This window comes from Salinimicrobium xinjiangense DSM 19287 (assembly GCF_000423585.1).
GTDB classification, from domain to species: Bacteria; Bacteroidota; Bacteroidia; order Flavobacteriales; family Flavobacteriaceae; genus Salinimicrobium; species Salinimicrobium xinjiangense.
On the sequence record NZ_KE384054.1, the window covers coordinates 22486 to 47189 of the forward strand.

The 24704-nt window shown below is 42.2% G+C and carries 23 protein-coding genes; 13 read left to right on the forward strand and 10 right to left on the reverse strand.

What is annotated here, in order from left to right:
* Position 1: 1 nt before the first annotated feature.
* The gene (locus tag G564_RS0113210; protein ID WP_029038069.1) at positions 2 to 1396 is read right to left on the reverse strand and encodes a methylmalonyl-CoA mutase subunit beta; all 1395 of its coding nucleotides are present in this window, start codon (positions 1394 to 1396) and stop codon (positions 2 to 4) included.
* Positions 1397 to 2287: 891 nt separating this feature from the next.
* Between G564_RS0113210 and mce the strand changes: the two genes are divergently transcribed.
* The 5 genes from mce to G564_RS0113240 are packed head-to-tail and all read left to right on the forward strand — an operon-like array spanning position 2288 to position 6393.
* A complete protein-coding gene (mce, locus tag G564_RS0113220; RefSeq protein WP_029038070.1) occupies positions 2288 to 2698 on the forward strand; it encodes a methylmalonyl-CoA epimerase in 411 nt (136 codons plus the stop codon).
* A gap of 10 nt (positions 2699 to 2708) precedes the next feature.
* Complete coding sequence (locus G564_RS0113225; protein WP_029038071.1) at positions 2709 to 4268, forward strand: acyl-CoA carboxylase subunit beta; 1560 nt, start codon at positions 2709 to 2711, stop codon at positions 4266 to 4268.
* A 9-nt stretch (positions 4269 to 4277) separates the two neighbouring features.
* Positions 4278 to 4646 carry an OadG family transporter subunit gene (locus G564_RS0113230; RefSeq protein ID WP_029038072.1) on the forward strand — a complete coding sequence of 123 codons (369 nt, stop codon included), beginning with the start codon at positions 4278 to 4280 and terminating at the stop codon, positions 4644 to 4646.
* 10 nt (positions 4647 to 4656) lie between these two features.
* Positions 4657 to 5085, forward strand: coding sequence for a biotin/lipoyl-containing protein (locus G564_RS0113235; protein ID WP_029038073.1), 429 nt, complete (start codon positions 4657 to 4659; stop codon positions 5083 to 5085).
* Between the two features lie 54 nt (positions 5086 to 5139).
* Entirely contained in the window at positions 5140 to 6393 is a 1254-nt protein-coding gene (locus tag G564_RS0113240; protein ID WP_037374080.1) for a sodium ion-translocating decarboxylase subunit beta, read from the forward strand.
* Positions 6394 to 6458: 65 nt separating this feature from the next.
* On the opposite strand, the gene G564_RS20000 is transcribed toward G564_RS0113240, so the two are convergent.
* The 5 genes from G564_RS20000 to purN form a co-directional block, all read right to left on the reverse strand.
* Complete coding sequence (locus G564_RS20000; protein WP_029038075.1) at positions 6459 to 7118, reverse strand: DUF2490 domain-containing protein; 660 nt, start codon at positions 7116 to 7118, stop codon at positions 6459 to 6461.
* Positions 7119 to 7456: 338 nt separating this feature from the next.
* Positions 7457 to 9355, reverse strand: a complete 1899-nt coding sequence (locus tag G564_RS0113250) for an amidophosphoribosyltransferase (RefSeq protein WP_029038076.1) — start codon at positions 9353 to 9355, stop codon at positions 7457 to 7459.
* Between the two features lie 63 nt (positions 9356 to 9418).
* Positions 9419 to 10342 (reverse strand): PfkB family carbohydrate kinase, encoded by a 924-nt coding sequence (locus G564_RS0113255; protein ID WP_029038077.1) that lies wholly within the window; start codon positions 10340 to 10342, stop codon positions 9419 to 9421.
* 66 nt (positions 10343 to 10408) lie between these two features.
* Positions 10409 to 10891 carry a ribonuclease HI gene (rnhA, locus tag G564_RS0113260; RefSeq protein WP_029038078.1) on the reverse strand — a complete coding sequence of 161 codons (483 nt, stop codon included), beginning with the start codon at positions 10889 to 10891 and terminating at the stop codon, positions 10409 to 10411.
* Positions 10884 to 11486, reverse strand: a complete 603-nt coding sequence (purN, locus tag G564_RS0113265; protein ID WP_169578135.1) for a phosphoribosylglycinamide formyltransferase — start codon at positions 11484 to 11486, stop codon at positions 10884 to 10886. The genes rnhA and purN overlap by 8 nt, the downstream gene beginning before the upstream one ends.
* A gap of 148 nt (positions 11487 to 11634) precedes the next feature.
* Here purN and G564_RS0113275 point away from each other — a divergent pair, with 148 nt between their 5' ends.
* The 5 genes from G564_RS0113275 (at position 11635) to pyk (ending at position 15913) form a co-directional block, all read left to right on the forward strand.
* Positions 11635 to 11871, forward strand: coding sequence for an acyl carrier protein (locus G564_RS0113275; RefSeq protein WP_013069791.1), 237 nt, complete (start codon positions 11635 to 11637; stop codon positions 11869 to 11871).
* 16 nt (positions 11872 to 11887) lie between these two features.
* The gene (gene fabF, locus G564_RS0113280; protein ID WP_029038080.1) at positions 11888 to 13138 is read left to right on the forward strand and encodes a beta-ketoacyl-ACP synthase II; all 1251 of its coding nucleotides are present in this window, start codon (positions 11888 to 11890) and stop codon (positions 13136 to 13138) included.
* A 9-nt stretch (positions 13139 to 13147) separates the two neighbouring features.
* On the forward strand, positions 13148 to 13885 hold the full coding sequence (gene rnc, locus G564_RS0113285) for a ribonuclease III (RefSeq protein WP_029038081.1): 738 nt from the start codon (positions 13148 to 13150) through the stop codon (positions 13883 to 13885).
* Between the two features lie 111 nt (positions 13886 to 13996).
* On the forward strand, positions 13997 to 14485 hold the full coding sequence (locus G564_RS0113290) for an IPExxxVDY family protein (RefSeq protein WP_029038082.1): 489 nt from the start codon (positions 13997 to 13999) through the stop codon (positions 14483 to 14485).
* Entirely contained in the window at positions 14486 to 15913 is a 1428-nt protein-coding gene (gene pyk, locus G564_RS0113295; RefSeq protein ID WP_029038083.1) for a pyruvate kinase, read from the forward strand.
* A 146-nt stretch (positions 15914 to 16059) separates the two neighbouring features.
* On the opposite strand, the gene dinB is transcribed toward pyk, so the two are convergent.
* Complete coding sequence (gene dinB / locus G564_RS0113300) at positions 16060 to 17157, reverse strand: DNA polymerase IV (RefSeq protein ID WP_029038084.1); 1098 nt, start codon at positions 17155 to 17157, stop codon at positions 16060 to 16062.
* A 144-nt stretch (positions 17158 to 17301) separates the two neighbouring features.
* Here dinB and G564_RS0113305 point away from each other — a divergent pair, with 144 nt between their 5' ends.
* Genes G564_RS0113305 through G564_RS0113315 form a run of 3 tightly spaced genes read left to right on the forward strand, consistent with a single transcriptional unit; the run spans position 17302 to position 18963 of the window.
* On the forward strand, positions 17302 to 17964 hold the full coding sequence (locus G564_RS0113305) for an NAD(P)H-binding protein (RefSeq protein ID WP_029038085.1): 663 nt from the start codon (positions 17302 to 17304) through the stop codon (positions 17962 to 17964).
* A gap of 10 nt (positions 17965 to 17974) precedes the next feature.
* The gene (locus G564_RS0113310; RefSeq protein ID WP_029038086.1) at positions 17975 to 18460 is read left to right on the forward strand and encodes a CYTH domain-containing protein; all 486 of its coding nucleotides are present in this window, start codon (positions 17975 to 17977) and stop codon (positions 18458 to 18460) included.
* Positions 18457 to 18963, forward strand: a complete 507-nt coding sequence (locus tag G564_RS0113315; protein ID WP_029038087.1) for a YciI family protein — start codon at positions 18457 to 18459, stop codon at positions 18961 to 18963. Before G564_RS0113310 ends, G564_RS0113315 begins: the two co-directional genes overlap by 4 nt.
* A gap of 53 nt (positions 18964 to 19016) precedes the next feature.
* Here the strand turns inward: G564_RS0113315 and G564_RS0113320 are convergent, their stop codons facing one another.
* From G564_RS0113320 to G564_RS0113330, 3 genes are read right to left on the reverse strand one after another with little or no spacing between them, the layout of a single operon-like run.
* Positions 19017 to 20417 carry an efflux transporter outer membrane subunit gene (locus tag G564_RS0113320; protein WP_029038088.1) on the reverse strand — a complete coding sequence of 467 codons (1401 nt, stop codon included), beginning with the start codon at positions 20415 to 20417 and terminating at the stop codon, positions 19017 to 19019.
* A gap of 3 nt (positions 20418 to 20420) precedes the next feature.
* Entirely contained in the window at positions 20421 to 23558 is a 3138-nt protein-coding gene (locus G564_RS0113325; RefSeq protein ID WP_029038089.1) for an efflux RND transporter permease subunit, read from the reverse strand.
* Positions 23559 to 23573: 15 nt separating this feature from the next.
* Complete coding sequence (locus tag G564_RS0113330; protein ID WP_029038090.1) at positions 23574 to 24689, reverse strand: efflux RND transporter periplasmic adaptor subunit; 1116 nt, start codon at positions 24687 to 24689, stop codon at positions 23574 to 23576.
* Positions 24690 to 24704 lie beyond the last annotated feature (15 nt).

Consider the following 24704-nt stretch of genomic DNA (forward strand, 5'->3'; position numbering starts at 1 on the left):
CTTAGCTTTGAGTTATTGCTGCATTTTCCTTTTGAATTCTTTCCTGTTCCTGTTTTTCACTGATTCTTTTTTCCACTATTGGTTTGATAGTCGCATCGTTAGGAATGGAAACTTGAAATGGGTCCAATTCAAGGTTTTGAGACATCTCATCCTGAGAATTTGAAAATTTGTTCATTCCTACAAGGATCAGCTTTCCATTGTCAAAAAGCTCCTGCTCCTTATTTGCGCTCTGCTGAATATTTTGCTGAATTTTACCTTCCCGAAGCATATGAAGAAACCCTCCTTCTTTTTCAATTTCCCTGAATATAGCTAAGGCAGCAGTTGCAAATTCGCGGGTAAGGTTTTCGATGTAATATGCCCCGTCTGAAGCGTTCGCTACTTTATTGAAGTAAGCTTCGTGTTTCAATACCAGTAATTGATTACGGGCAATACGTTCACCAAATTCATTGGGTTTGCGGAATACCATGTCATATGGCTGATTAGAGATCGCATTGGCTCCTCCCAGAACTGCACTCATACTTTGGGAGGTAGTGCGCAACAGATTTACATTAAAATCATAAATGGTTTTATCTCTCCTGGTTGGCTGAGATAAAATATCGCAGCTCTCTGCAACTCCATATTCTCTGGCCAGCGTAGCGTACAGCCACCTCAAAGCTTTAAATTTGGCAATTTCAAAAAAGTAATTACCTCCGGTAGCAAGAATGAACTGCGGAATAAATTGCTTCGGAATTTGACTTTTTTGAGACAGTATATTCAGGTACTCGTTTAAATGCGCCAGGCCATATCCCAGCTGTTGAGGAATTGTAGCTCCTGCATTTTGATACAAAGAGACATCAACCGATACGACAGACTGAAAATTAGAGGTGATAGATATAGATTTTAGGGCCTTAATATCTTTTTTTGGGTCAAAAAACCAGCTACCTGTCCGGGCGAGATTTGCCAGGATGTCTACCTGCAGGTAAACCTCTGTCTTTTTACCGGAAATGTACTGGTCCAGGTTCTTTATGTAGTCCTGTGATAAGAACTGAAGCTGGATGTATATCCGGATCTTTTCAAGGTTGATACCATCAAAAAGAACTTCGGGAGAAATTTCTTCTGCTGAGATTACAAACCACAGGCTTTCGGCTCCTTTGTCTATGGCATTTAGGGCTTTAAGATTTGTCTCTTTAGCATCTTCTGCAAAAATTCTTTCACAGATTTTCCAATGCTTAGGTGGTGGTAACTGGATGCTTCCCTTAATATCTTCAGAAGTGTAATAAGGTTTTACCCTGATACCATCAGGGCTTTCAAATATTAAATTCTCGTCATAATCGGCCCCTTTGAGGTCCTTGGTAATTTGTTGTTTCCACTCTTCTGCTGAAACCGGTGAAAACTCTTTGAATAATTGTGCCTTCATTTTAAAAGTTTTAATGAAAGTGTGATGCATTGTTGCATAAATAGTTCTTGGATTTTTTTAAGATCCGCCTCTGGTAATTCTTTTGGTTGTTATACAAGTGTAGAGGAAAGGAACACCTATCTAATATATTCGGATCTATGAAATCTATTTCGGGGACAGGAATTTTCAAAAAGAAGCTACGGCTGTAAAAATTTAAAGCCGATTTTAAATTGCGGGTATTGAAAAACAAGAAGCCCAAACCTATATATTAAGGTGCCGGGTTTTGTCCTATTTTTATAAAAGAAGCCGGTTGATTTTGGAAGATGAAAAGCAGAAGACCTTAATTTTGTCTTGCGATCTTTTTTTAGCTCTCGAACAACATATCAACGAAACAAAAATACTTCTTGTTTCCGCCTGCATTTCTTACAAAAAAAAGAAGCAGAAAACCCATTAGTAAATTTACTCAATTCTTTCCGGATCTCAGGCTTTTGGAAGGAGGAAATTCAGGAATTTTTAAGAAATGGTTTTCGTAGGATCCTCTGAGGGTTATTTTAATTCGGACCCTTTGGTAGGCCTTGCCATTACTACAACGATTGCGTTGAAATAAGTAAAATTCTGTGTCAATGACCGGGCTTGGAAGTTAAAGTTTCGTTATCTTTATAGAACAATTTTTGGTGTCGAAATGCTACACTTAATAAGACATATTTTGCACTGGTTTCGGTTGCGTTTTTCTTACGAAAATTTGAGAATTTCGCTTCCTCCAATTTTCCCCTGGATGTCAATTTTAGATGTCCTTCCGTCTTTTCCTTTACAGGCAGAGATTTTTATGGATTTACCGGTAAAAATTAAGAATCGCGATAGGCGATTTTTTTTTGTTCTTAACTGAACTCAATTTTAAAAATTATATAACTCATGGAACCAACACATATTGAACATATAGGTATTGCTGTTGAAAGTCTTGAACAGGCTATTCCTTTTTATGAAAAGACCTTTGGATTAAAATGCTACTCTGTTGAGGAGGTTAAGGACCAAAAAGTAAAAACGGCTTTCTTCAAGGTGGGTCAAACAAAGATTGAACTTCTGGAATCTACAGATCCCGAAGGCCCCATTGGTAAGTTCATCGAAAAGAAGGGGCAGGGGGTTCATCACATCGCCTTTGCTGTCAAAGACCTGCCTGTAAGGCTGGAGGAACTGGAGCAAAAAGAAGTGAAATTAATAGACAGAACTCCCAGAAAAGGAGCAGAAGGTTTGAATATAGCTTTTCTCCATCCCAAATCTACTTTTGGGGTGCTGACAGAACTCTGTGAAGAACCGGTTAAATAATATTTTAAATATGACTAGTCAGGATAAAGTAAACGAATTGATCCAGAAACGGGAAATTGCCCGTTTGGGAGGTGGGCAAAAGCGTATCGATGCCCAACATGAAAAAGGAAAATTAACGGCACGCGAACGTATCGATATCCTTCTGGATGATGGAAGTTTTGAAGAGTTTGACATGTTCGTTACTCACAGGTGTACCAACTTTGGGATGGAAAAGAATAAATTTCTTGGAGACGGGGTTGTAACCGGTCACGGTACTATTGATGGAAGAGTAGTGTATGTGTTCTCCCAGGATTTCACGGTTTTTGGCGGCTCACTTTCTGAAACCTTTGCCCAGAAGATCTGTAAGGTCATGGATATGGCCATGAAAGCGGGTGCGCCGGTAATAGGGATTAACGACAGTGGAGGAGCCCGTATTCAGGAAGGAGTGACCTCCCTGGCAGGTTATGCAGAGATCTTTGAGCGTAATATTCTGGCCTCCGGGGTAATTCCGCAGATTTCTGCCATTTTTGGGCCCTGTGCAGGAGGAGCTGTATATTCACCGGCACTGACAGATTTTGTAATGATGACCGAAGAGAACAGTTATATGTTCGTGACCGGTCCAAAGGTCGTCAAAACAGTAACCGGAGAAGATATTTCTGTGGCCAATCTGGGTGGTGCAAACATTCACGCTTCAAAATCCGGAGTTTCCCATTTCAAGGTTTCCAGCGAAGAGAACGGACTTTTACTCATAAGAAAGCTGCTTTCCTATCTTCCGCAGAACAACCTGGAAGAAGCACCGATCTTCACCTGTCACGATCCTATCGACAGACGGGACGATTTTCTCAACACCATAATTCCTGATAATCCCAACCAGCCTTATGACATGCAGGAGGTGATCTACAGTATAGTAGATGAAGGAGAGTTTTTGGAGGTACACAGGAATTATGCAAAGAATATCATAGTTGGCTTTGGCAGGATGAATGGAGAATCTGTAGGCATAGTTGCAAACCAGCCTAATTTCCTTGCCGGAGTTCTCGACAGTGATGCTTCCAGAAAAGCTGCGAGATTCGTGAGGTTCTGTGATGCCTTCAATATTCCTATCCTTACCATGGTTGATGTGCCCGGATTCCTTCCCGGCAGCGGACAGGAATATGCCGGAATTATCATTCATGGAGCAAAATTAATGTTTGCATATGGAGAGGCTACAGTACCAAAGATCACTATCACCCTTAGAAAATCCTATGGTGGAGCACATGATGTGATGAGCTGTAAGCAACTTCGCGGAGATCTTAATTATGCCTGGCCTTCTGCCGAAATTGCCGTAATGGGTGCCTCCGGAGCTATTGAGGTGCTGGAAGGCAGAGCAATGAGTGAAATTGGAAATCCTGAAGAAAAAGCAAAATATAAAGCTGAAAAGGAACAGGAATACCAGCAGAAGTTTGCAAATCCTTATCAGGCTGCTGCATATGGTTATATAGATGACGTCATTGAACCCCGTAATACGCGTTTCAGGATCATTAGGGGACTTCAATCCCTGCAGACCAAGAAAGTTACCAATCCTCCCAAAAAACATAGTAATATCCCCCTATAATATCTCATCATGGAAGAAACAACAACTGTAGTGGAGTGGTCTCAGATATGGATCATCACAGGAGTAGGTTATACGGTGGTATTCCTTGCCCTTCTCATGCTTATGCTTCTTTTTAAGAGTATGCCCCAGGTCTTAAATCTCGGGTTGGGAAGAAAGATAAGAGAGGCAAGGGAAAAAGCCGCTGCCAGGAAAAATGGTGACCTTAAAGAAGAACGCTATATCTCCGGTGAGGTAAGCGCGGCAATAGGTTTGGCCTTAACTCTTTATTTCAAGGAACAACATGATGAAGAAAGTGGGATTATCACTATTAAAAGGGTGGCCCGGACTTACTCCCCCTGGAGCTCTAAAATTTATGGCGTAAACAATAACCCCCGGTAATTATTTCAAAATGAAAAAATTTGATTTTACAATAAACGGAAATAAATATTCCGTCGATATAAAGGAAATTGAAGATGATATGGCAACCATTCATGTGAATGGGACCGAATATTCAGTGGAGGTACATCAGGAAAATAAAAAGCCTGTCAAGACACCCAAACTTGTACGGGAGAGTATTGTGCGGCAACCGGGTGAAGGCCGAATTGAAAAAAAACAGTCTGCCGGAGGTTTTCCGGTAGAGTCACCACTCCCCGGGAGTATCTTTAAGCTTAAGGTCAAGGTAGGCGATACGGTGGCAAAAGGTGATTCCCTGCTTATCCTGGAAGCCATGAAAATGGAAAACGAGGTACTGGCCGATCAGGGTGGGGTGATCAAGGAAATAAAAGTAAGAGAAGGAGATGCAGTTCTACAGAATGATCTTCTGTTGGTAATAGAGTAAGGTGTCATTCATTTGAACGATTACCGGCTCCCCAATTCCATAAAAATTAAGATTGTGAAAAAATTTTTAACCGTTATAAGTGTACTGGGCATTCTTTACATTATTCCCCTCATTTTTGGAGGGGAACTCATGGCCCAGGTAGTTGTCCCTGAAGTATCTGAAGAAACCGGTGGTCTTTTCGAAGGTCTGCGTCACTTCTGGGAATATACAGGTTTCTCTAATGCAAGTTTTGGTAATTTTATAATGATTGCCGTTGGATTATTCTTCATTTTTCTTGCCATCAGGTTCCACTATGAACCTTTATTATTAATTCCTATAGGCACCGGTATTTTGCTGGGAAACATACCTTTCCCTGTGGGAGCGGGGGTTGGTATATACGAGTCAGGTTCTGTACTCAATTACCTGTATTTTGGAGTGACTCAGGGTATTTATCCACCTCTTATCTTTCTTGGAATTGGAGCAATGACAGATTTCTCATCGCTCATTTCTAATCCGCGGCTCATGTTATTGGGTGCAGCTGCCCAGATTGGTGTTTTTGGAACTTTTATCGGTGCTATTGCTTTAGGATTTGAAATTCATGAAGCGGGTGCCATCTCAATCATTGGAGGGGCAGATGGTCCTACTGCAATATTTGCATCGGCTAAATTGGCACCGCAGTTAATTGGCAGTATAGCTATTGCAGCTTATTCTTATATGGCTCTGGTGCCTGTCATCCAACCTCCTATTATGAGGCTGCTGATCTCGAAAAAGGACAGGCTTATAAAAATGAAACCGCCCCGTGCCGTGTCTAAAACCGAAAAGATCCTTTTCCCTATTATAGGCTTATTACTTACCACCTTTATTTCGCCTTCGGCGATTCCACTTCTGGGAATGTTATTCTTTGGAAACATCCTTAAAGAAAGCGGTGTTACAGAGCGCCTGGCCGATACAGCCAGAACCAAGATGATCGATATAGTTACCATTCTTTTAGGAGTTACCGTAGGAGCTTCAACACAGGCAAGTGTCTTCCTTACCTCCAGCTCTATAAAGATTTTTGCTCTGGGGGCCATTTCCTTCATAATTGCTACTGCTGGTGGCCTTATCTTTGCCAAAGTCATGAACCTCTTTTTAAGTTCAGGCAATAAGATCAATCCACTGATAGGGGCTGCGGGAGTTTCTGCAGTTCCAGACAGTGCGAGAGTGGTACAACAGGAAGGAATTAAAAGCGATCCTTCCAATCACCTGCTCATGCATGCAATGGCTCCAAACGTGAGTGGCGTAATAGGCTCTGCCGTTGCAGCAGGTATTATGATAAGTTTCTTGATGTAGGAACTGTTTGGTAGTTGAGGGAAAGAGTCTGGTCATTCGGGCTCTTTCCTTTTTAATTTAATGGATCAGTTATTCAGAAGGTCGGTCCTAAAAACCAGACCGAATCTTACTCTATCAAAGTGCCGACGATCAAAGTGATTTTTAAAATAACCCACTTCTACTTTCAGGTTTGGATGGAAAATATATCCCAGGCCAAGATGAAGCCTGTTTTGATTAAAAAACGGCTTTTTCAGGTTCACAAATACCTCATTAAAAGAGGTGAAATACCACTTCCTGTAAAGAGGATGCTCAATTTTGAGACGGTAACGCAGGCGGTGTGCCAAAGCATTTTCCGGCTCCTGCCTGGTCCAGGTGGATTCAAACCGGTAACGATGTGAAATATTAAAGGAAGAATATTTATTGGCAAATGATAATTCTTCCCACACCCTGTGCTGCAGAACAGTTTCCTCTCCTGAAAAAGATTCTGAATATATGTAGTCATAGCCCACAGATGCTGAGGCATTGCTTAGAAAATGGTAGGTAATACCGCTGCGCAATAAGAGAAATTGAAGTTCATTAAATACCTCATAATGCTGAAGAATGAACGTAGTAGGGACACTCCATTTCTCAGCCAGCGAATTTCTTCCAATAATTTCTGTCCAGGAGCCGAATAGATCTTCTGTAGATTGCGCCGAAAGAAAAGAGGGATAAAAGCAAAAGAAAAGAAACAGAACCCTTAATGACATAACGGGAATTTCCTTAAAGTTAAGCAATTACGGACTTATACGAGAAAGAATTCACGGGTAATCCTTTTCAAAAGTGGCATTTTTGAAGGAAATTATTTTACTATGATCAGGAAAAAAGAAGAGGATATAATCATCGAGGTATAAAAAATAAAAAAGGTGGAAAGCTCCACCTTTTTTGCCCCAAATCTACCATGAACTTAACCTACTTATGTTATGGCTTTGTAAAAGTAGATATTATTCTTTGTCTTTTCGTGCCTTACAATTGTTTTTAGATAAAAGACATAAATATTAGCCCAAATACACACTACTTCTTCGCCGAGTAAGAAATATCAATAATTTTAATAGGCCCGATCCTTATTTCCTTCGTAAAAATTGATAAAAGCCCGATTAACTACCCGGTTGCCACCAAAGGTGGGATAGTTACCTGTAAAATACCAGTCTCCCAGGTTTTTTGGGCAGGCCTTATGGAGATTGTCTACCGATTGAAAAATGATCTTTACTTCGGCGTTTATATCATCATTGCTCAATAATTCCGCAATTTTATCAGAGATCTGTTCATCAGTAAAAGGTGCATAGATATCCCTGACAAAATTTTGTACATCTTTGTCTTCCAGGTCTACCTGTTGTTTACATTTTTGATAAACCTCCTCTACTATTTCATATTTACCATTCTCCTTTAATAAGGCCAGAGCTGCTTCAAAGGCTACCAGGTTCTCCAGTCTTGCCATGTCAATGCCGTAACAATCGGGGTAGCGAATTTGTGGAGCAGAGGAGACCACGATGATCTTTTTTGGATTAGTACGGTCCATCATCTTGAGGATACTTTTTTTCAAAGTAGTACCTCTAACGATACTGTCATCAATGATCACCAGGTTGTCTTCGGGTTTTACCACCCCGTAAGTAACATCGTAGACGTGTGCCACAAGGTCATCTCTACTGCTGTCTTCGGTAATAAAGGTGCGTAGCTTTGCATCCTTTATGGCTATCTTTTCTGTTCTCAACCTGTGAGCAAGAATCTCCTGAAGACGTGCATCGGTCAGGCTTTCCTTTTCTGCCAGGATCGTATCATTCTTCTGCTTGTTCAGTTCATCCTGTGCTGCTTCTACCATTCCGTAAAAGGAGGTTTCGGCCGTATTCGGAATAAAAGAAAATACGGTATTCACCGTGTCGTGATCAATGGCCTTTAAAACTTCAGGCATTAATAACTTTCCCAGCATCTTCCGCTCACGGTAGATTTCAGCATCACTTCCGCGGGAAAAATAGATACGCTCAAAGGAACAGGCCTTTCTTTCCAATGGCTCCAGGATCTCTTTAATGCGTACTTCTCCACTTTTCTTGGTAATAATAGCATGTCCGGGTGGTAATTCCTCTACTTTTTCAAAAGGTACATTGAAGACGGTTTGAATCACCGGTCTTTCCGAAGCCACTACTACTATTTCCTCGTCCTTATAATAATAGCAGGGTCGAATGCCTGCAGGATCTCGAAGCACAAAAGAATCTCCATGTCCCAGCAATCCCGCCATGGCATAACCACCATCCCAGTTCTTGGCCGATTTCTTTAGGATCTTGCTTATTTTAAGCTGTTCCGCGATTATTGGAGAGGCCTCAATTTTGGTATAGCCCTCCTTCTTTAGCTTTTTATATAATTTTCGAACTTCGTCATCCAGGAAATGCCCAATTTTTTCCATCACTGTTACAGTGTCTGCCTTTTCCTTGGGATGCTGTCCTAATTCCACCAGATTATTGAATAGCTGGTGGACATTGGTCATGTTGAAATTCCCGGCTACGATAAGGTTTCTATGCATCCAGTTGTTCTGACGCAGAAAAGGATGAACACTCTCAACGCTGTTCTTTCCAAATGTACCATAGCGAACATGGCCTAAAAATAATTCTCCCAGATATGGAATATGTTTCTTTTGAAGGGCGACGTCATCTGCGTATTCCGGATGTTGTTGTATTTCTTGATTAATGCGGTCATTGATCTGTGCAAAAATATCCTGTATGGGTTGCCCGGCAATACTCCTGATACGACTTATATAACGATCTCCGGGCTGGGTGTTTAGTTTAATGCTGGCAAAGCCCGCTCCATCCTGCCCACGGTTGTGCTGCTTCTCCATTAGGAGGTACATCTTATTCACCCCGTAAAAAGCTGTCCCGTATTTTTCTTTGTAGTACTCCAATGGCTTTAACAGGCGCAGTTGGGCAATTCCACATTCATGTTTTAAAGCGTCACTCATATACTCGTCGTTTGAACTCTGATTTAGTCACAAAAAAAGCCCTGTAATTACAGGGCGTGGAAATTAAGTAAGTTTAATTTGAAATTGAGTTAAGGATTTAAATTCCTCCAGTCGTTGATGGACCTCTTCTTTGGTCAACTCCTGCATTCGCTCGGTTCCAAATTTCTCTACGCAAAATGAGGCGAGATTGGAGCCGTAGATCACTGCATTTTTCATATTTCTAAAGGAGATATCTCCCGTATGTGCCAAATAGCCGGTAAAACCACCTGCAAACGTATCTCCTGCCCCTGTAGGATCAAAAACCTCTTCTAATGGAAGAGCAGGAGCGAAGAAGATCTGTTCGTTGTGAAATAACAAAGCCCCGTGTTCACCTTTTTTGATCACCACGTATTTAGGTCCCATTTCTGCAATTTTTCTTGCAGCCTTAACAAGAGAATACTCATCTGTAAGTTGTCTTGCCTCTTCATCATTAATAGTAAGGGCATCCACTTTAGCTATCACCTTCATAAGATCATCCCAGGTGTTGTCCATCCAGAAGTTCATTGTGTCCAGAACCACCAGCTTGGGACGTTCCAGTTGTTCCAGTACGCTTAACTGCACCAATGGGTGGAGGTTGCCCAGCATAACAATGTCTGGCGATTTAAAATCTTGGGGTACTACCGGTTGAAAATCTGCAAGCACATTTAATTGCGTGTCAAGAGTATCTCTGGAATTAAGGTCATTATGATATTTGCCGCTCCAGAAAAAGGTCTTGCCTCCTTTTACGATCTCGGTACCTTCAAGATTTATATTCTTATTTCTTAAAAGATCGAGGTATTCCTCAGGAAAATCTTCTCCTACTACAGAGACAATTGCGCTTTTAATATCAAATTGTGAGGCAGAGAGTCCGATATAAGTTGCTGCTCCACCAAGGATCTTATTAGTTTTACCAAAAGGGGTTTCAATAGCATCAAAGGCAACTGTTCCCACTATCAATAATTTATTCATGCTTTTCTTTAAAAATGAGGTGCAAATATACGTTTTTGTTTTTCAAGCAATAAAATGAGAGTGAGCTTAAAAAAGGCTTTTTGAATCTCCTTCAAATCCTGTGTCGATCAACAGCCGACTTCCTTTAGATGCTTCCACTGCCAATTTATCGCAGCGTTCATTCTGTGGATGTTCATTATGCCCCTTTATCCATTTGAACTTCACCTTGTGCTTTCTGTACTCTTTCAGGAATTCTATCCATAGATCTACATTCTTACGGTCTTTAAATCCTTTTTTCTCCCAATTAAAGACCCAGCCCTTTTCCACGGCATCTGCAACATATTTGGAATCTGTAAAGACTATGGCAGAGGTTTCGGGGTTTTTAAGTTTTTTAAGAGCTTCAATTACAGCAAGAAGCTCCATTCTGTTATTAGTAGTGTGTTTATAGCCTTTGGAAAATTCTTTCCGGTAAGGCCTTCCAACCCATTCCATCACTATGCCATATCCTCCGGGTCCCGGGTTCCCTCTGGCTGCCCCGTCTGTATAGATGTGAACCTGGGCACTATTCATTTTCTGAAGAGTATAAAAGCTCCTCGATCACCCTGGGGAAATGATTATATTCCAGTTCGTGGATCTTATTGGCAATGTCTTCTACAGTATCCCGAGGATCAATGGCTGTTGTAGCCTGGAAAATTACCTCCCCTTCATCATATTTTTCATTCACATAATGAATACTTATTCCCGTTTCTACTTCCTTCTGCTCTAAAATGGTTTTATGCACGTGCATTCCAAACATTCCCTTTCCACCATATTTAGGAAGAAGGGCAGGATGAATATTGACCACTTTGTGGGGGAAATGTTGAATGATCCTTTCCGGAAATATCCAAAGAAATCCTGCCAGGACAATCAGGTCGGGCTGCATATCCTTTAGTAGGTTAAGTACCTCGTCTGAATCATACAGTGCTTTGCGGTCGAAATGTAAGGCCTGTACATCAAGATCATGAGCTCTTTTAAGGACTTTTGCACTTCGCTTGTTTGAAAAAACAGCCACAACCCGGGCGGTACCGCGCTCCTTGAAATATCTTATTATATTTTCTGCATTAGATCCATTGCCCGAAGCGAAGATCACAATTTTCTTACCCGATGATTTTATGGAGGTTGGCAACAATGAAGTGTTAACAATTATTAGGAGGTAAAAATAACCTCTTTAGGTGGAAATTATGTAATTTACGTTCACATTTTTAAAGTAAAAACAGGTTTTAAAATAAAGTTTTTTATTTTTGCCACTTAATTTAAAATTAAAAACACAAGTTATGTCAGACATTGCATCAAGAGTAAAAGCGATTATCGTTGACAAGTTAGGCGTTGACGAGAACGAAGTAGTTAACGAAGCTAGCTTCACCAACGACTTGGGCGCTGATTCATTAGACACTGTAGAGTTGATCATGGAATTCGAAAAGGAGTTCGATATTCAGATCCCGGACGATCAGGCAGAGAACATTGCTACTGTTGGTCAGGCCATCTCTTATATTGAAGACGCAAAAAAATAAAAAGTAACATATCCATATGGAGTTAAAGCGAGTTGTAGTAACTGGATTAGGTGCCCTAACCCCAATAGGGAATAATATTGAAGAATATTGGGAGGGGTTGAAAAATGGTAAAAGCGGTGCTGCACCCATTACTTATTTTGATGCTGAAAAATTCAAGACCAAATTCGCTTGTGAACTCAAAAATTTTAATGCCGAAGATTTCTTTGACCGCAAAGAAGCCCGAAAGCTGGATAAATTTGCACAGTATGCTTTAGTAGCCTCAGATGAGGCTATTAAAGATTCTGGCATTGACCTTAATGTAGTTAACAAGCTGCGTGTAGGGGTTATCTGGGGCGCGGGCATCGGTGGTTTAGAGACATTTCAGGATGAGGTGCTGGCTTTTGGGAGAGGTGATGGAACACCAAGGTTCAATCCTTTTTTTATTCCTAAAATGATTGCCGACATTGCTCCCGGAAATATCTCTATAAAGCATGGATTCATGGGACCTAACTATACTACGGTTTCAGCATGTGCTTCTGCGGCAAACGCACTTATCGACGCTCTTAATTATATAAGACTTGGATACAGTGATGTTATAGTCACAGGGGGTTCTGAAGCTGCGGTTGCACCGGCCGGGATGGGTGGTTTTAATGCCATGCATGCCCTGTCAACCAGGAATGAAAATCCCGAAACTGCGTCAAGACCTTTTGATGCCACCCGGGACGGATTTGTGCTTGGTGAAGGTGGTGGTGCTTTGATCCTGGAGGAGTATGAGCATGCCAAAGCAAGAGGAGCAAAGATCTATGCGGAAGTAGTTGGAGGCGGATTGTCTTCAGATGCTCATCATATGACTGCACCACATCCCGAAGGAATTGGAGTAGTGGCAGTAATGGAGAATTGCCTGAGGAATGCCGGGCTTAACCCGGAAGATGTTGATCATATCAACACCCATGGTACTTCGACGCCTCTTGGTGATGTTGCGGAACTCAAAGCGATAAAGAAAGTTTTTGGGGAGCATGCGAAGAGCATAAACATTAATTCCACCAAATCCATGACCGGTCACCTTTTGGGTGCTGCCGGAGCGGTTGAGGCCATTGCTTCGATCCTTGCCATGAAACATGGAATTGTACCACCCACTATTAACCATGAAGTTGCCGATGAAAATATTGATCCTGAACTGAATCTTACTTTGAATAAGGCTCAGGAAAGGGAAGTAAAGGTAGCCATGAGTAATACTTTTGGGTTTGGAGGGCATAATGCCTGCGTACTGTTCAAGAAACTTGAGTAATAACATTCCATGAGTGTTATAAGAAAAATATTAAATTCCCGCTCCTCCAGAGGCGGGAATTTTTTTGTTGAATTAACAAAAATCCTGGGATTTAAACCGCGGAATATTTCCTATTACAAAAAAGCCTTTACACACCGCTCCCTTAACCAAAAAGACGCGGAGGGCAATGCCATTAATTTTGAGAGAATGGAATTCTTGGGAGATGCAATGTTGAGCGCAGTAATAGCTTCTCATCTTTTCAATGAAGTTCCCGGTGGAAACGAAGGCTATCTTACTAAAATGAGATCCAAGATTGTAAGTCGTAAACATCTAAACGAGCTGGGAAAGGATCTTGATCTTATAAAATATATCCAGACCAACATCTCCACAGAACAGTTTGGAACGAATATTCACGGAAATCTCTTTGAGGCTCTTATTGGAGCTATTTATCTGGATAGGGGCTATCGTTATGTTAACAGGTTTATTTATGACAGGGTGATCGTTCCTTATGTTGACATTGAACAACTGGAGGGAACGGTAATAAGCTATAAAGGCTTACTCATCGAGTGGTGTCAAAAGGAGAAAAAAGAGTTCAGTTTCGAGATCTATGAGGATACCGGCAAGGATGAACTCAAACATTTTGCGGTGAAATTAAGGATCGAGAATCGGGTTGTTGCCAAAGCACGAGCCACGTCCAAGAAAAAAGCCGAAGAAAAAGCTGCAAAAAGAGCATATTATGCCCTGCAGTCAAAAATAGCACCTTCGTAGCTAAAGCGGCTAAACTATAACGATTTCGTAATATATTCGGAAATTCTGTGGGTAAAATTTGAATATTCTGCCCTACAAACCGTATCTTTAACCTTCGATTATCAAAATTATATGCCGGCGCATAAACTGGTTTTAGATGAAGTTTTTGAACAGCCTTATAAGCTAATAGCTATTCACTCTCAGGTAGAGGAATATAAGCTGGCTTATCTGTTAAACAAACATTTAAATCTTAGGCTGGCCAGATCACCCCGGGAAATTGACCTGTGCGCAGGGGCCGAGAATATTCTTTTCGCCCATTTTGTATATGAAGATCAAAAGAAGGACTGCAGGTATCATCTCGTAAGCAATATTGCAAAAAGAGAGGAGATTTCTGGTGTCGGGGAGAATTCTCTTTTTATGGGAGAACACGTGGCTGTCAAAAAATCATTTTTATTACCGGAGTTTAAGCAGGTAGATTTTTTTGTGAAAATAGAAGATGAACTGGAATGGGTGAATGAAAGATTGCTTATTTCTCTAATCCTTGAAATCCCACAAATATCTACTGCATACGCTATTGATTTTGATAGGATTAAAACTAAGGAAAATTTAATATTTGACTAAATGCCGAATACGAAAAAGACTAAAATAGTGGCCACTCTTGGACCGGCCACCAGTACCAAAGAAGTATTGAAAGACATGATGCAGGCAGGTGTAAACGTGTTCAGGATCAACTTCTCCCATGCAAATTATGATGATGTGAAGCAACGTATTAACATGATACGGGAGCTAAATAAGGAGCACGGTTATTCTACAGCTATACTTGCAGACCTACAGGGACCTAAATTAAGGGTCGGAAAGATGAAGGAAGAGGTTGTAGTAACCAAAGGAGATGAGATCACCTTCGCCACCGGAGAAGAATTTGAAGGAACTGCCTCCAGAGTTTATATGAATTATGAACAATTTCCTAAAGATGTGCAGGCAGGGGAAAGAATTCTTCTTGATGACGGGAAACTTATTTTCGAAGTGGTGAGAACCAATAAAGAGAATGAAGTTTTGGCCAGGGTAGTGCAGGGAGGTCCATTAAGATCTAAAAAAGGTGTCAACCTTCCCAACACAAAGATTTCACTCCCCGCACTTACAGAAAAGGATGTTGCAGATGCAATTTTTGCTGTGCAACAGGACGTTGACTGGATTGCACTTTCTTTCGTAAGGAATAGCGAAGATCTTATGGAGCTCCAGAATTTGATAAAGGAGCATACAGATCAAAAGATCCCTATTATTGCCAAGATCGAAAAGCCCGAAGGTGTAGACAATATCGACAAGATAGTAGCTTATTGTGACGGATTAATGGTAGCGCGTGGAGATCTTGGAGTAGAGATCCCGGCACAGGAAGTTCCGTTAATTCAGAAGCAGCTGGTATTAAAAGCCAAAAAGGCAAGGATTCCTGTCATTATTGCGACGCAAATGATGGAAACAATGATCACCAGCCTTACACCTACCAGGGCAGAGGTAAATGATGTTGCGAATTCTGTGATGGATGGTGCAGATGCGGTTATGCTTAGCGGTGAAACATCTGTAGGGAATTATCCTGTTCAGGTGATCGAAAAGATGAGCCAGATCATCCTAAGTGTGGAAAATTCTCCGCTCATTAAAGTGCCTCATGAACCGCCGCACGTGCGTACAAAGCGATATATTACCAAATCTATATGTTACCATGCTGCCAATATGGCGAACGAGATAAAGGCCCAAGCGATCTGTACCCTTACAAATAGTGGTTATACAGCTTTCCAGATATCTGCATGGAGACCTGAATCAAACATTTTGGTATTCACCTCCAACAGAAGGATCTTGAACCAGTTGAGCCTGCTGTGGGGAGTAAAAGCCTTTTATTATGATAAAATGGTAAGTACAGATGAAACCATTGACGACATCAACAGGATAGCAGAAAGCAATGGTTATGTAGCGAAAGGAGATTTCACCATCAACCTGGCATCAATGCCTATTACCAGTAAAGGTATGGTGAATACGCTGCGGATCTCTGAAATATAGTATTAAGAATTGAGTACAGAGTACTGAGTATTGAGTAAAAGCCACAGATTCACCTCTGTGGCTTTTTTATATCTATCCTAAAAAGTCCTAAAAAAACAACTTCTAATTGAGATTTTTAATCCGCAACCGCAACTCTAAATCAGCAGTTAAAAATCGAACTTCAGCTGTACTGCAATTTCACTTTTTTCCTCCTGCTCCTCATCTTTATCTGTATTAAGGTTGGAGAGGGAAATGCCAAGCAGGCGTACAGATTCCTTCATTTTTTCCTGGTAAAGCAGATCCTTTGCCGTTTCCAGAATGAGATCTTTAGAGGAAATATAATATGAGAGGGTTTTGCTGCGGGTTTGAAGACTAAAATCGCTATACTTGATCTTGAGGGTGATGGTCTTTCCTGCCACCTTATTCCTTGTAAGTCGACGCTCAATTTCTTCTGAAATATTTTCCAGTCGGTCAAGCATAAAAATTTCTGAAGAAATATTCTCTTCAAAGGTCCTCTCAGCACCCAGTGATTTTCTAATACGGGAAGGTTTTACTTCACTGTTGTGAATTCCTCTTACAACCTGGAAATAGTACTCTCCACTCTTTCCGAAATTCTCATTAAGGAACTCCAGAGATTTATTTTTAAGATCTTTACCGGTGAATATTCCAAGGCGGTACATTTTGTCGGCCGTGACCTTTCCAACTCCGTAGAACTTTCTTATTTCGAGTTCTTCTAAAAATGCTTCAACTTCTTCGGGGTTTACCGTTTTTTGCCCGTTAGGTTTATTGATGTCGCTGGCAACTTTGGCGATAAATTTATTAACGGAAATACCTGCGGAAGCATAGAGACCTGTCTTCTCCTTAATTTTCTCCCGAATCTCACGGGCAATCAGGGAGGCACTGGGGTTTCCTTTTTTGTTTTCTGTCACATCCAGGTAAGCTTCATCCAAGGATAGCGGCTCCACAAGATCTGTATATTCAAAAAAAATATTTCTTATTCGTCCCGAAAGTTCTTTGTAGCGCTCAAACCTGGGTTTAACGAATATAAGGTCCGGGCAATTGCGTTTAGCCAATACACTGCTCATGGCGCTTCGCACGCCATACTTTCGCGCCTCATAGCTTGCGGCAGCTACCACGCCTCTTTGGGAACTGCCGCCCACGGCGATAGGTTTTCCTTTTAAGTCAGGATTGTCCAGCTGCTCGACCGAGGCATAGAAGGCGTCCATGTCCACATGAATGATCTTACGTTGTTTTCGCTCTTCCATCCCTGCAAAATTAGTGAAACTTCGGGTGGGGTGTTGGGGTAGGAAAATTAAATGAATTTCAATAAGAATTTTCTTTAAACATGCCTCTCGTGATGCTTTTGAATTGATTTCTAAAAGCTTTATCTTCAGGGGAAAATAAATGTTATGAAAATGGCCATCATTTTGGGAGCAACGGGTTTGACAGGAGGAATATTACTTCAAAAACTCCTGCAGGATTCCAGGTATGATAAGATCAAGATTTTCTCCCGATCCTCTACCGGTCTCAAAAATGACAAAATTGAAGAACATTTAATTGATCTTTTTGAACTGGAGAAATATCAGGCAGAATTTACCGGGGATGAGGTACATTGCTGCATAGGAACCACCCAGGCTAAGACTCCAGATGAGGAAACCTACCATAAAATTGACTACGGAATTCCTGTCGCTGCCGCAAAGCTTGCCAACAAGAACCAGATCCCGCGATTTTTAGTGATTTCGGCTCTTGGAGCCGATCCCGAAAGCCGCTTTTTCTATAACCGCACCAAGGGGGAAATGGAAAGAGATGTCATAGCTCAGAATATACCTGAAACTTACATTTTTCAGCCCTCATTAATTGGCGGTAAAAGGGAAGAAAAGAGACCTTTCGAAGCAGTCTGGAAAAAGGTGATGAAGCTGGGAGATCATTTGCTGGTGGGACCTTTTAAAAAGTACAGAAGTATACATCCTGATAAGATCGCAGATGCAATGATCTATGTAGCCAATCATAAATATGCGGCAATTCGTATAAAATCCAAAGAAATTAAAGAAATTGCCGACAGTTTTAGATAAAATACAGCACATGCAGGAAATTGAGCGGAAATTTCTCATTTTAGACACCCCTGATTTCAGAAAGGAAGCTTTCGGGAAAACAAGAATCGTGCAGGGTTACTTGAATTCTGCAGTTGAACGAAATGTGAGAGTGAGAGTGCGTGGAGAACAGGGATTTCTTACCATAAAAGGTAAGAGTAGTAGTGACGGATTGAGCAGGTATGAATGGGAAAAAGAAATTCCTGTGTCTGAAGCTGAAGAACTACTAAAATTATGTGAGCCAGGGATTATCGAAAAATTCCGTTATGAAATCGGTTATGGAAATCACATTTTTGAAGTTGATGAATTTTTAGGAGAAAATGAAGGGCTGCTGTTGGCAGAAGTAGAATTAAGGTCACAAGAGGAAGACTTTCAAAAGCCGGAATGGCTGGGACAGGAAGTGACCGGCAATGAAAAGTACTATAATTCATATTTGAGTAAATTTCCGTTTAAGGAATGGCAAAATTTAATAAAATGAAAAATGCAGTCTTTTTAATAGGAGTAATAGTGCTAATGGCCTCCTGTAACCAAAGCAGGGATACCAGAGGAATACCAGGGCCGGATGAAGTTGAGGTGCGACAGCCCGATACTGTTCCACCTACTCTTGAACAACGTGCAGAAGATCTAGAGGAACAGGGATTTCAAACTTTTGTCTATGAAGAGCAGGGGGAAAAGCATCTTATGCAGCAGTATTATATTGTCTTCCTGAAAGCCGGAGAAAACAGGTCTCAGGATTCCGCAACGGCTGCAAGATTACAGCAACAGCATATGGCACATCTTAACCGCATGGCTACAGATGGCTACCTAAGTCTCGCCGGACCATTTGCAGATGATGGCGACATCCGCGGAATTGCAGTTTATCATACGCCTACTCAGGAAATGGCCGATAGCCTTGCAAGACTGGATCCTATGGTCCAGGCCGGTAGGCTTGAAGTGGAAATTCACCCATGGTGGGCAGCAAAGGGAAGCAAACTGGAATAAAAAAGAAACCCCGACATCGGCGGGGTCACTTCAGTAATTAAATAACTAAAATTCTATTCCCAACCGCCCCCAAGGGCCTCGTAAAGATCAACAACTGAATTTAACTCATCTAACCTTATATTGATCAACTCCAGCTGAGCATTTAAAGCATTTTCCCTTGCCGTTAACACCTCCAGATAGTTGGCAAAGCCACTATTTAGTAATTCCTCAGAATAGGAGGTGGCAAGATCATAGGCTTCAAACTCATCTCGTTTTATTTCCAGTTTTACTTCTGCAGCAGATAGGTTGTACAAGGCATCAGACACTTCTCTGGAGGCTTCAAGTACAGATCTTCTGAATTCTAAGAAAGCGATCTCCTGCTGTGCCTGCGCAACTTCATATTGTGTTCTTATTTGCCGGCGATTAAAAATGGGCTGCGTCAAAGAACCCACCAGGCTTGCGAATAGAGAATTAGTATCTATAAGATCGGCAATGTCAAGGCTTTGAAATCCGCCTGATGCAGTTAACCGCAAAGCCGGATAAAAGTTACTTCTTGCAACATTGGTCAATTGAAAAGCGTTCATAAGGCCGTACTCTGCTGCCATAACATCTGGCCGGTTGCGTAGTAATTGTACCGGAACACCTGTTTTAAGTTCTGTAATGATTTGCTGCCTGTCGAGGTCTGTTCTTTCTATAGGATGAGGTGCTTCTCCAAGCAAAATTGAAAATGCATTCTCCACGAGACGAATCTGGTTCTCAATATCTACTATTACTCCCATTGCCCTGTAGAGCTGGGCTTCCGATTGTTTTACACCCACTTCGGTCACGGTACCGGCTTCTTTAAGAGCTCTAATGGTTTCAAGGCTGTTCAACCTGTTTTCTGCAGTTTCTTGTGTGACCTGTAACTGCTCATCCAGTGCAAGCAATTGGTAGTACAAGGAAGCGATATTTGCGATCAACCGCGTCTTTACGGCCTGGTGGGCTGCCACAGTTTGAAGGAAGGCCGCATTTTGTGCCCGCTCATTACTTTTTATTCTTCCCCAAATATCGGCTTCCCAGGAAAGGTCTGCAGATAATTCAAACTGATCAACAGAATTTCCCAGAAAAGCTCCCTGCCCGTTCGACGGCATTTCCTGGTGAACTGCACTAAAACCAGCATTGAGGGAGGGAAGGTAAGAAGCACGTGCCTGTTTTAAATAGGCTCCCGAAGCTTCTATTTGTTGTAGTGCGATCCTAATGTCAATGTTGTTCTCCAGTGCACGATCAATATGATTGGCAAGAACAGGATCTGCAAACATATCTCTCCAGGAGATCTGAGCCATGGACATTGTGTCTGTGGGAAGAGCATCGGTTCTATAAGTATCTGCTTCTACCACACCGGCAGGCCTTGTATAATCTTCCGCGACAAAACAGGATTGCAGAGAAAGCAAAACAGCCGGCACTAAAATGAATTTATATACTTTCATTTTTTTCATATTCTAAATTTGATCATTAGCAGCCTTAGGTTTTCCACTCACTTTTTCCTGCAACCACTGGAACAGGATAAACAGAATCGGGATAATGAAAACTCCAAGGACTGTTCCTATGAGAAGCCCTCCTACTGCACCGGTTCCTATGGAACGGTTACCTGCAGCTCCAATCCCCGAAGCGAATACCAACGGCAGGAGTCCTACAATAAAGGCGAAGGAGGTCATTAAAATGGGTCGCAAACGCGCTCTTGCTGCTCCCAGGGCAGAATCTACAATAGAGTTCCCCGCGTTACGTCTCTGGATGGCAAATTCCACTATCAAAATCGCATTTTTGGCAAGTAAGCCCAGCAGCATGATCAGGGCGATCTGGAAATAAATGTTGTTTTCCAGTCCTGTAAGAGCCGTGGTGACGTAAGCTCCCATAACACCAACGGGTAGGGAAAACAATACAGCCAGGGGCAGCAAATAACTTTCATACTGTGCCGCCAGAATAAAAAATACGAACAGGATGCTCAGAAGGAAAATAAAAGTAGTCTGATCTCCTGCGGAAATCTCTTCCCGGGTAAGGCCGGAGAAACCTATATCAAAACCTTCGGGCAGAGAACCTGTTCCTACCTCCTGTACTGCTGAAATCGCGTCTCCCGAAGAATATCCCGGAGCAGCAGCACCATTAACACTGGCCGAATTAAAAAGGTTGAACCTGGTTACCGACTGAGGCCCATAGACCCGGCTCAATGTTACGAATTGAGTAATAGGTGCCATCTCTCCGCGAGAATTCCGCACAAACAGGGAATTAAGATCATCTACTGTGGCTCTGTCTTCTGGCAGCGCCTGTACGAAAACCCGGTACTGCTTTCCAAAGCGGGCAAAATCTGCCGCATAAACAGATCCTATGTAAGACTGAAGAGTGGAGAAAATACTCCCAATATCCACACCCGCTTCCTTGGCCTTTGTGATATTTAGATCAATCTCGTATTGTGGGTAATTGGTATTAAAGGAACTCTGTGCATAGAGGATCTCTGGCCTTGCCGCAAGATCTGCCAGGTAATTCTGGGTGGCAGCATCAAGATCTTCGAAACTACCTCCGGTACGATCCAGTACTTTCATTTCAAAACCTGATGATGCACCAAAACCGGGCACACTGGGAGGTTGAAAAAAGAGAATATTGGCGTCGCTTATTCCCGAAGCTGCACCAAAGAATTTTCCAATGATCTCTTCAGCAGACATACCTTCCCCAGATCGTTCAGACCAGTCATCAAGTCTTATGAATCCAATTCCGTAATTACTTCCGGCGCCTCCAAGAAAACTGAATCCGTTTACAAGGGAAACTACGTCCACACCTGGAATTTCCTGGATCCGACGGTTGAGTTCCGCAGTAACCTCTGCAGTACGGTCTAAAGAAGCCCCCGCAGGAAGTTCGATGTTGGCGAAAATCATCCCCCGGTCTTCATCGGGGACGAAACCGGTAGGGGTTGTGGATGAAGCCCAGAAAATTGCTCCAATAGCAGCAACAAGTATGACTCCCGTGATCCATTTGTGCCGGTACAGGAACGAAACAGATCTTATGTATTTAGAAGTGGTGGCTTCAAACGCAACATTAAATGCGGAAAAAAAGCGCTTCAAAAATCCTTTTCTTTTACCTTCTTTTTCGTGATGAGGTTTAAGGAAGAGCGCACAAAGCGCCGGACTCAGCGTCAATGCATTAATTGCAGAGATAGCAATTGCGACCATAAGAGTAACTCCAAACTGCTCATAGAAAACTCCGGTTGGTCCCGTAATGAAGGTTACAGGAATAAATACGGCTCCCATAACCAGGGTAATGGAGACAATGGCACCTGCGATCTCATCCATGGCAGAGACCGTCGCTTTTTTGGCATTTTCGGCACCCTGTTCCAGTTTTGCATGCACAGCTTCTACCACAACGATGGCATCATCTACTACAATTCCAATTGCCAGTACAAGGGCAAAAAGGGTAAGCAGGTTAATCGAATATCCAAAGAGGTTAAGGAAGAAAAATGTTCCAATAATCGAAACAGGAACTGCGATTGCCGGTATTAAAGTAGATTTAAAATCCTGAAGGAAGATAAAAACTACAAGGAACACCAGCAGGAAAGCCTCGAAGATGGTGAGTACAACTTTATTTATTGAAGCATTCAGGAACTCATTGGTGTCAAAATTGATCCTTACCTCCAGCCCGGTTGGGAAATTCTGTTCCAGTTCGTCCAGTTTTTCATGAATGTTTTCAATGATCTCCTGGGCGTTTGAACCCGGAGTCTGGTAGACTCCCATGCTCACTCCCGGTTTGCCGTTAGTAAATCCAAGAACATTATAACCCTGGGCGTCGAGTTCTACCTGGGCTACATCTTCTAATCGCAAAAATCTTCCGTTATCAAGAGCTTTTATGACGATATTCCGGTATTGTTCCTCATTGTTATAGCGCCCGCTGTATCGGATCACATATTCGAAGGCTTCCGCATTATTCTGTCCCAAAGAACCGGCAGCAGCTTCCTGGCTTTGTTCATTAATGGCTCCTATAACGTCTGAAGGAACCAGGCTGTAAGCGGCCATTTTTTCGGGCTGTAGCCAGATGCGCATCGCATAGGTCTTGGCTCCAAATACGTTTACATCCCCAACCCCGTTGATCCTCTTTAATTCAGGGATCACGTTGATGTTGAGGTAGTTTTGAATGAAGGTCGCATCGTAGGCTTCATTTTCAGAAACTACTGTGAAAAACATCAATGCGCTGGTTTGCTGCTTTTGGGTAGTAACTCCACTTTGCGTCACCTCCCGTGGTAAAAGCGGGGTAGCACGTGCGACCCGGTTCTGAACATTAACCGCAGCAATATCCGGGTCTATTCCCTGTTTGAAGAAGATCTGGATACTTGCACTACCATTGTTACTGGCAGTTGAAGTGATATAATCCATTCCCTCAACACCGTTGATCTGTTCTTCTATGGGAATGATCACACTTTCCAGTACAGTAGCCGCGTTTGCTCCTGGATAGTTTGCCGATACCTGCACCGTTGGTGGCGCGATATCGGGATACTGGGTTACCGGAAGGGTGCTAATCGCCAGGATTCCCAGTATGACAATAACAATGGAGACTACTGTAGATAAAACAGGTCTTTCTATAAAAGTCTTAAGCATTAGTCTTTCTTATTATTATTTAAATACTGGTTTCCGTTGTTGAGCAATACTGTCAAATGCCATAGGTTGTGGACTAATTGGCGTATTATTCCGTAGTTTACCAACTCCCTGGGCGACAATTTTATCGCCAGGCTCTAATCCTGCTCCCACCACAATAAGATTTTGAACTCTGTCAATAACTTCAATAGGTACAGAAACTGCCAGTGAATCTCCCTGTACACCATAGACATAAACAATACCCTGTTGTTCAAAGGATGCAGATTGTGGTACTACAGGAACACTTTCGTAGGTTATGGGAATTCTGATTCGGCCGCTGTTTCCACTGACCAAAATTCCGTTAGGATTCGGAAATACAGCCCGAAAACCTACTGTCCCGGTCGTAGGATCTACTTGTCCAGTGACAGTTTGTATTTCTCCTTTTTCTGAATAGATCTCGCCATTTACAAGCTGCAGTTCTACGGGAGGAAAATTTTCAATTTTTTCAGCAATATTTTCTCCTTCCGCATTCTGAATGAAATCAAGGTAGTCTCTTTCATTCATTGAGAAGAAGGCAAAAACTTCATCTATATCCGAAACTACAGTAAGAGGAGTAGGATCTCCGGGACTTACAAGGGCGCCTTCCCTGAAGTTGATCGCCCCAATAGAGCCGTCAATCGGACTTTTAATATTGGCGTAGCCAATACTTGCAGCAATACTGTTGTATCCGGCTTTAGCCTGCTCCAAACGCGCTTTGGCTGTCTCCAGTTGAACCGGACTAATTATTCCTTTCTCCACAAGAGGTTCAAGTTTATTTACTTCTACCTGCGCAGCCTGTACATTGGCTTGCGCAGCACCGGCATCCTGGGAAAGAGACTCGGTTTCAAGTTTAAACAAGGTCTGACCCTTGCGCACCTTTTGGCCTTCATCCACAAGCACCTGTGTAATATATCCGGGAACTTTTGCTCTCACTGCACTGTTCACCTTACCTTCGATACTTGCAGGATAAGATGTAAAGCCCGTGACTGTTCTCTGCGGAACCTCTATTACCGGAAATGCTGCGGCACCTGCCTGTTGTTGTCCGCCATTCTCGTCCTGGCATGAAACTGCAATAAACAGACTTAGAATAATTCCTGTAAAACTGAATTTTCTCATATGATCTTGCTGTAG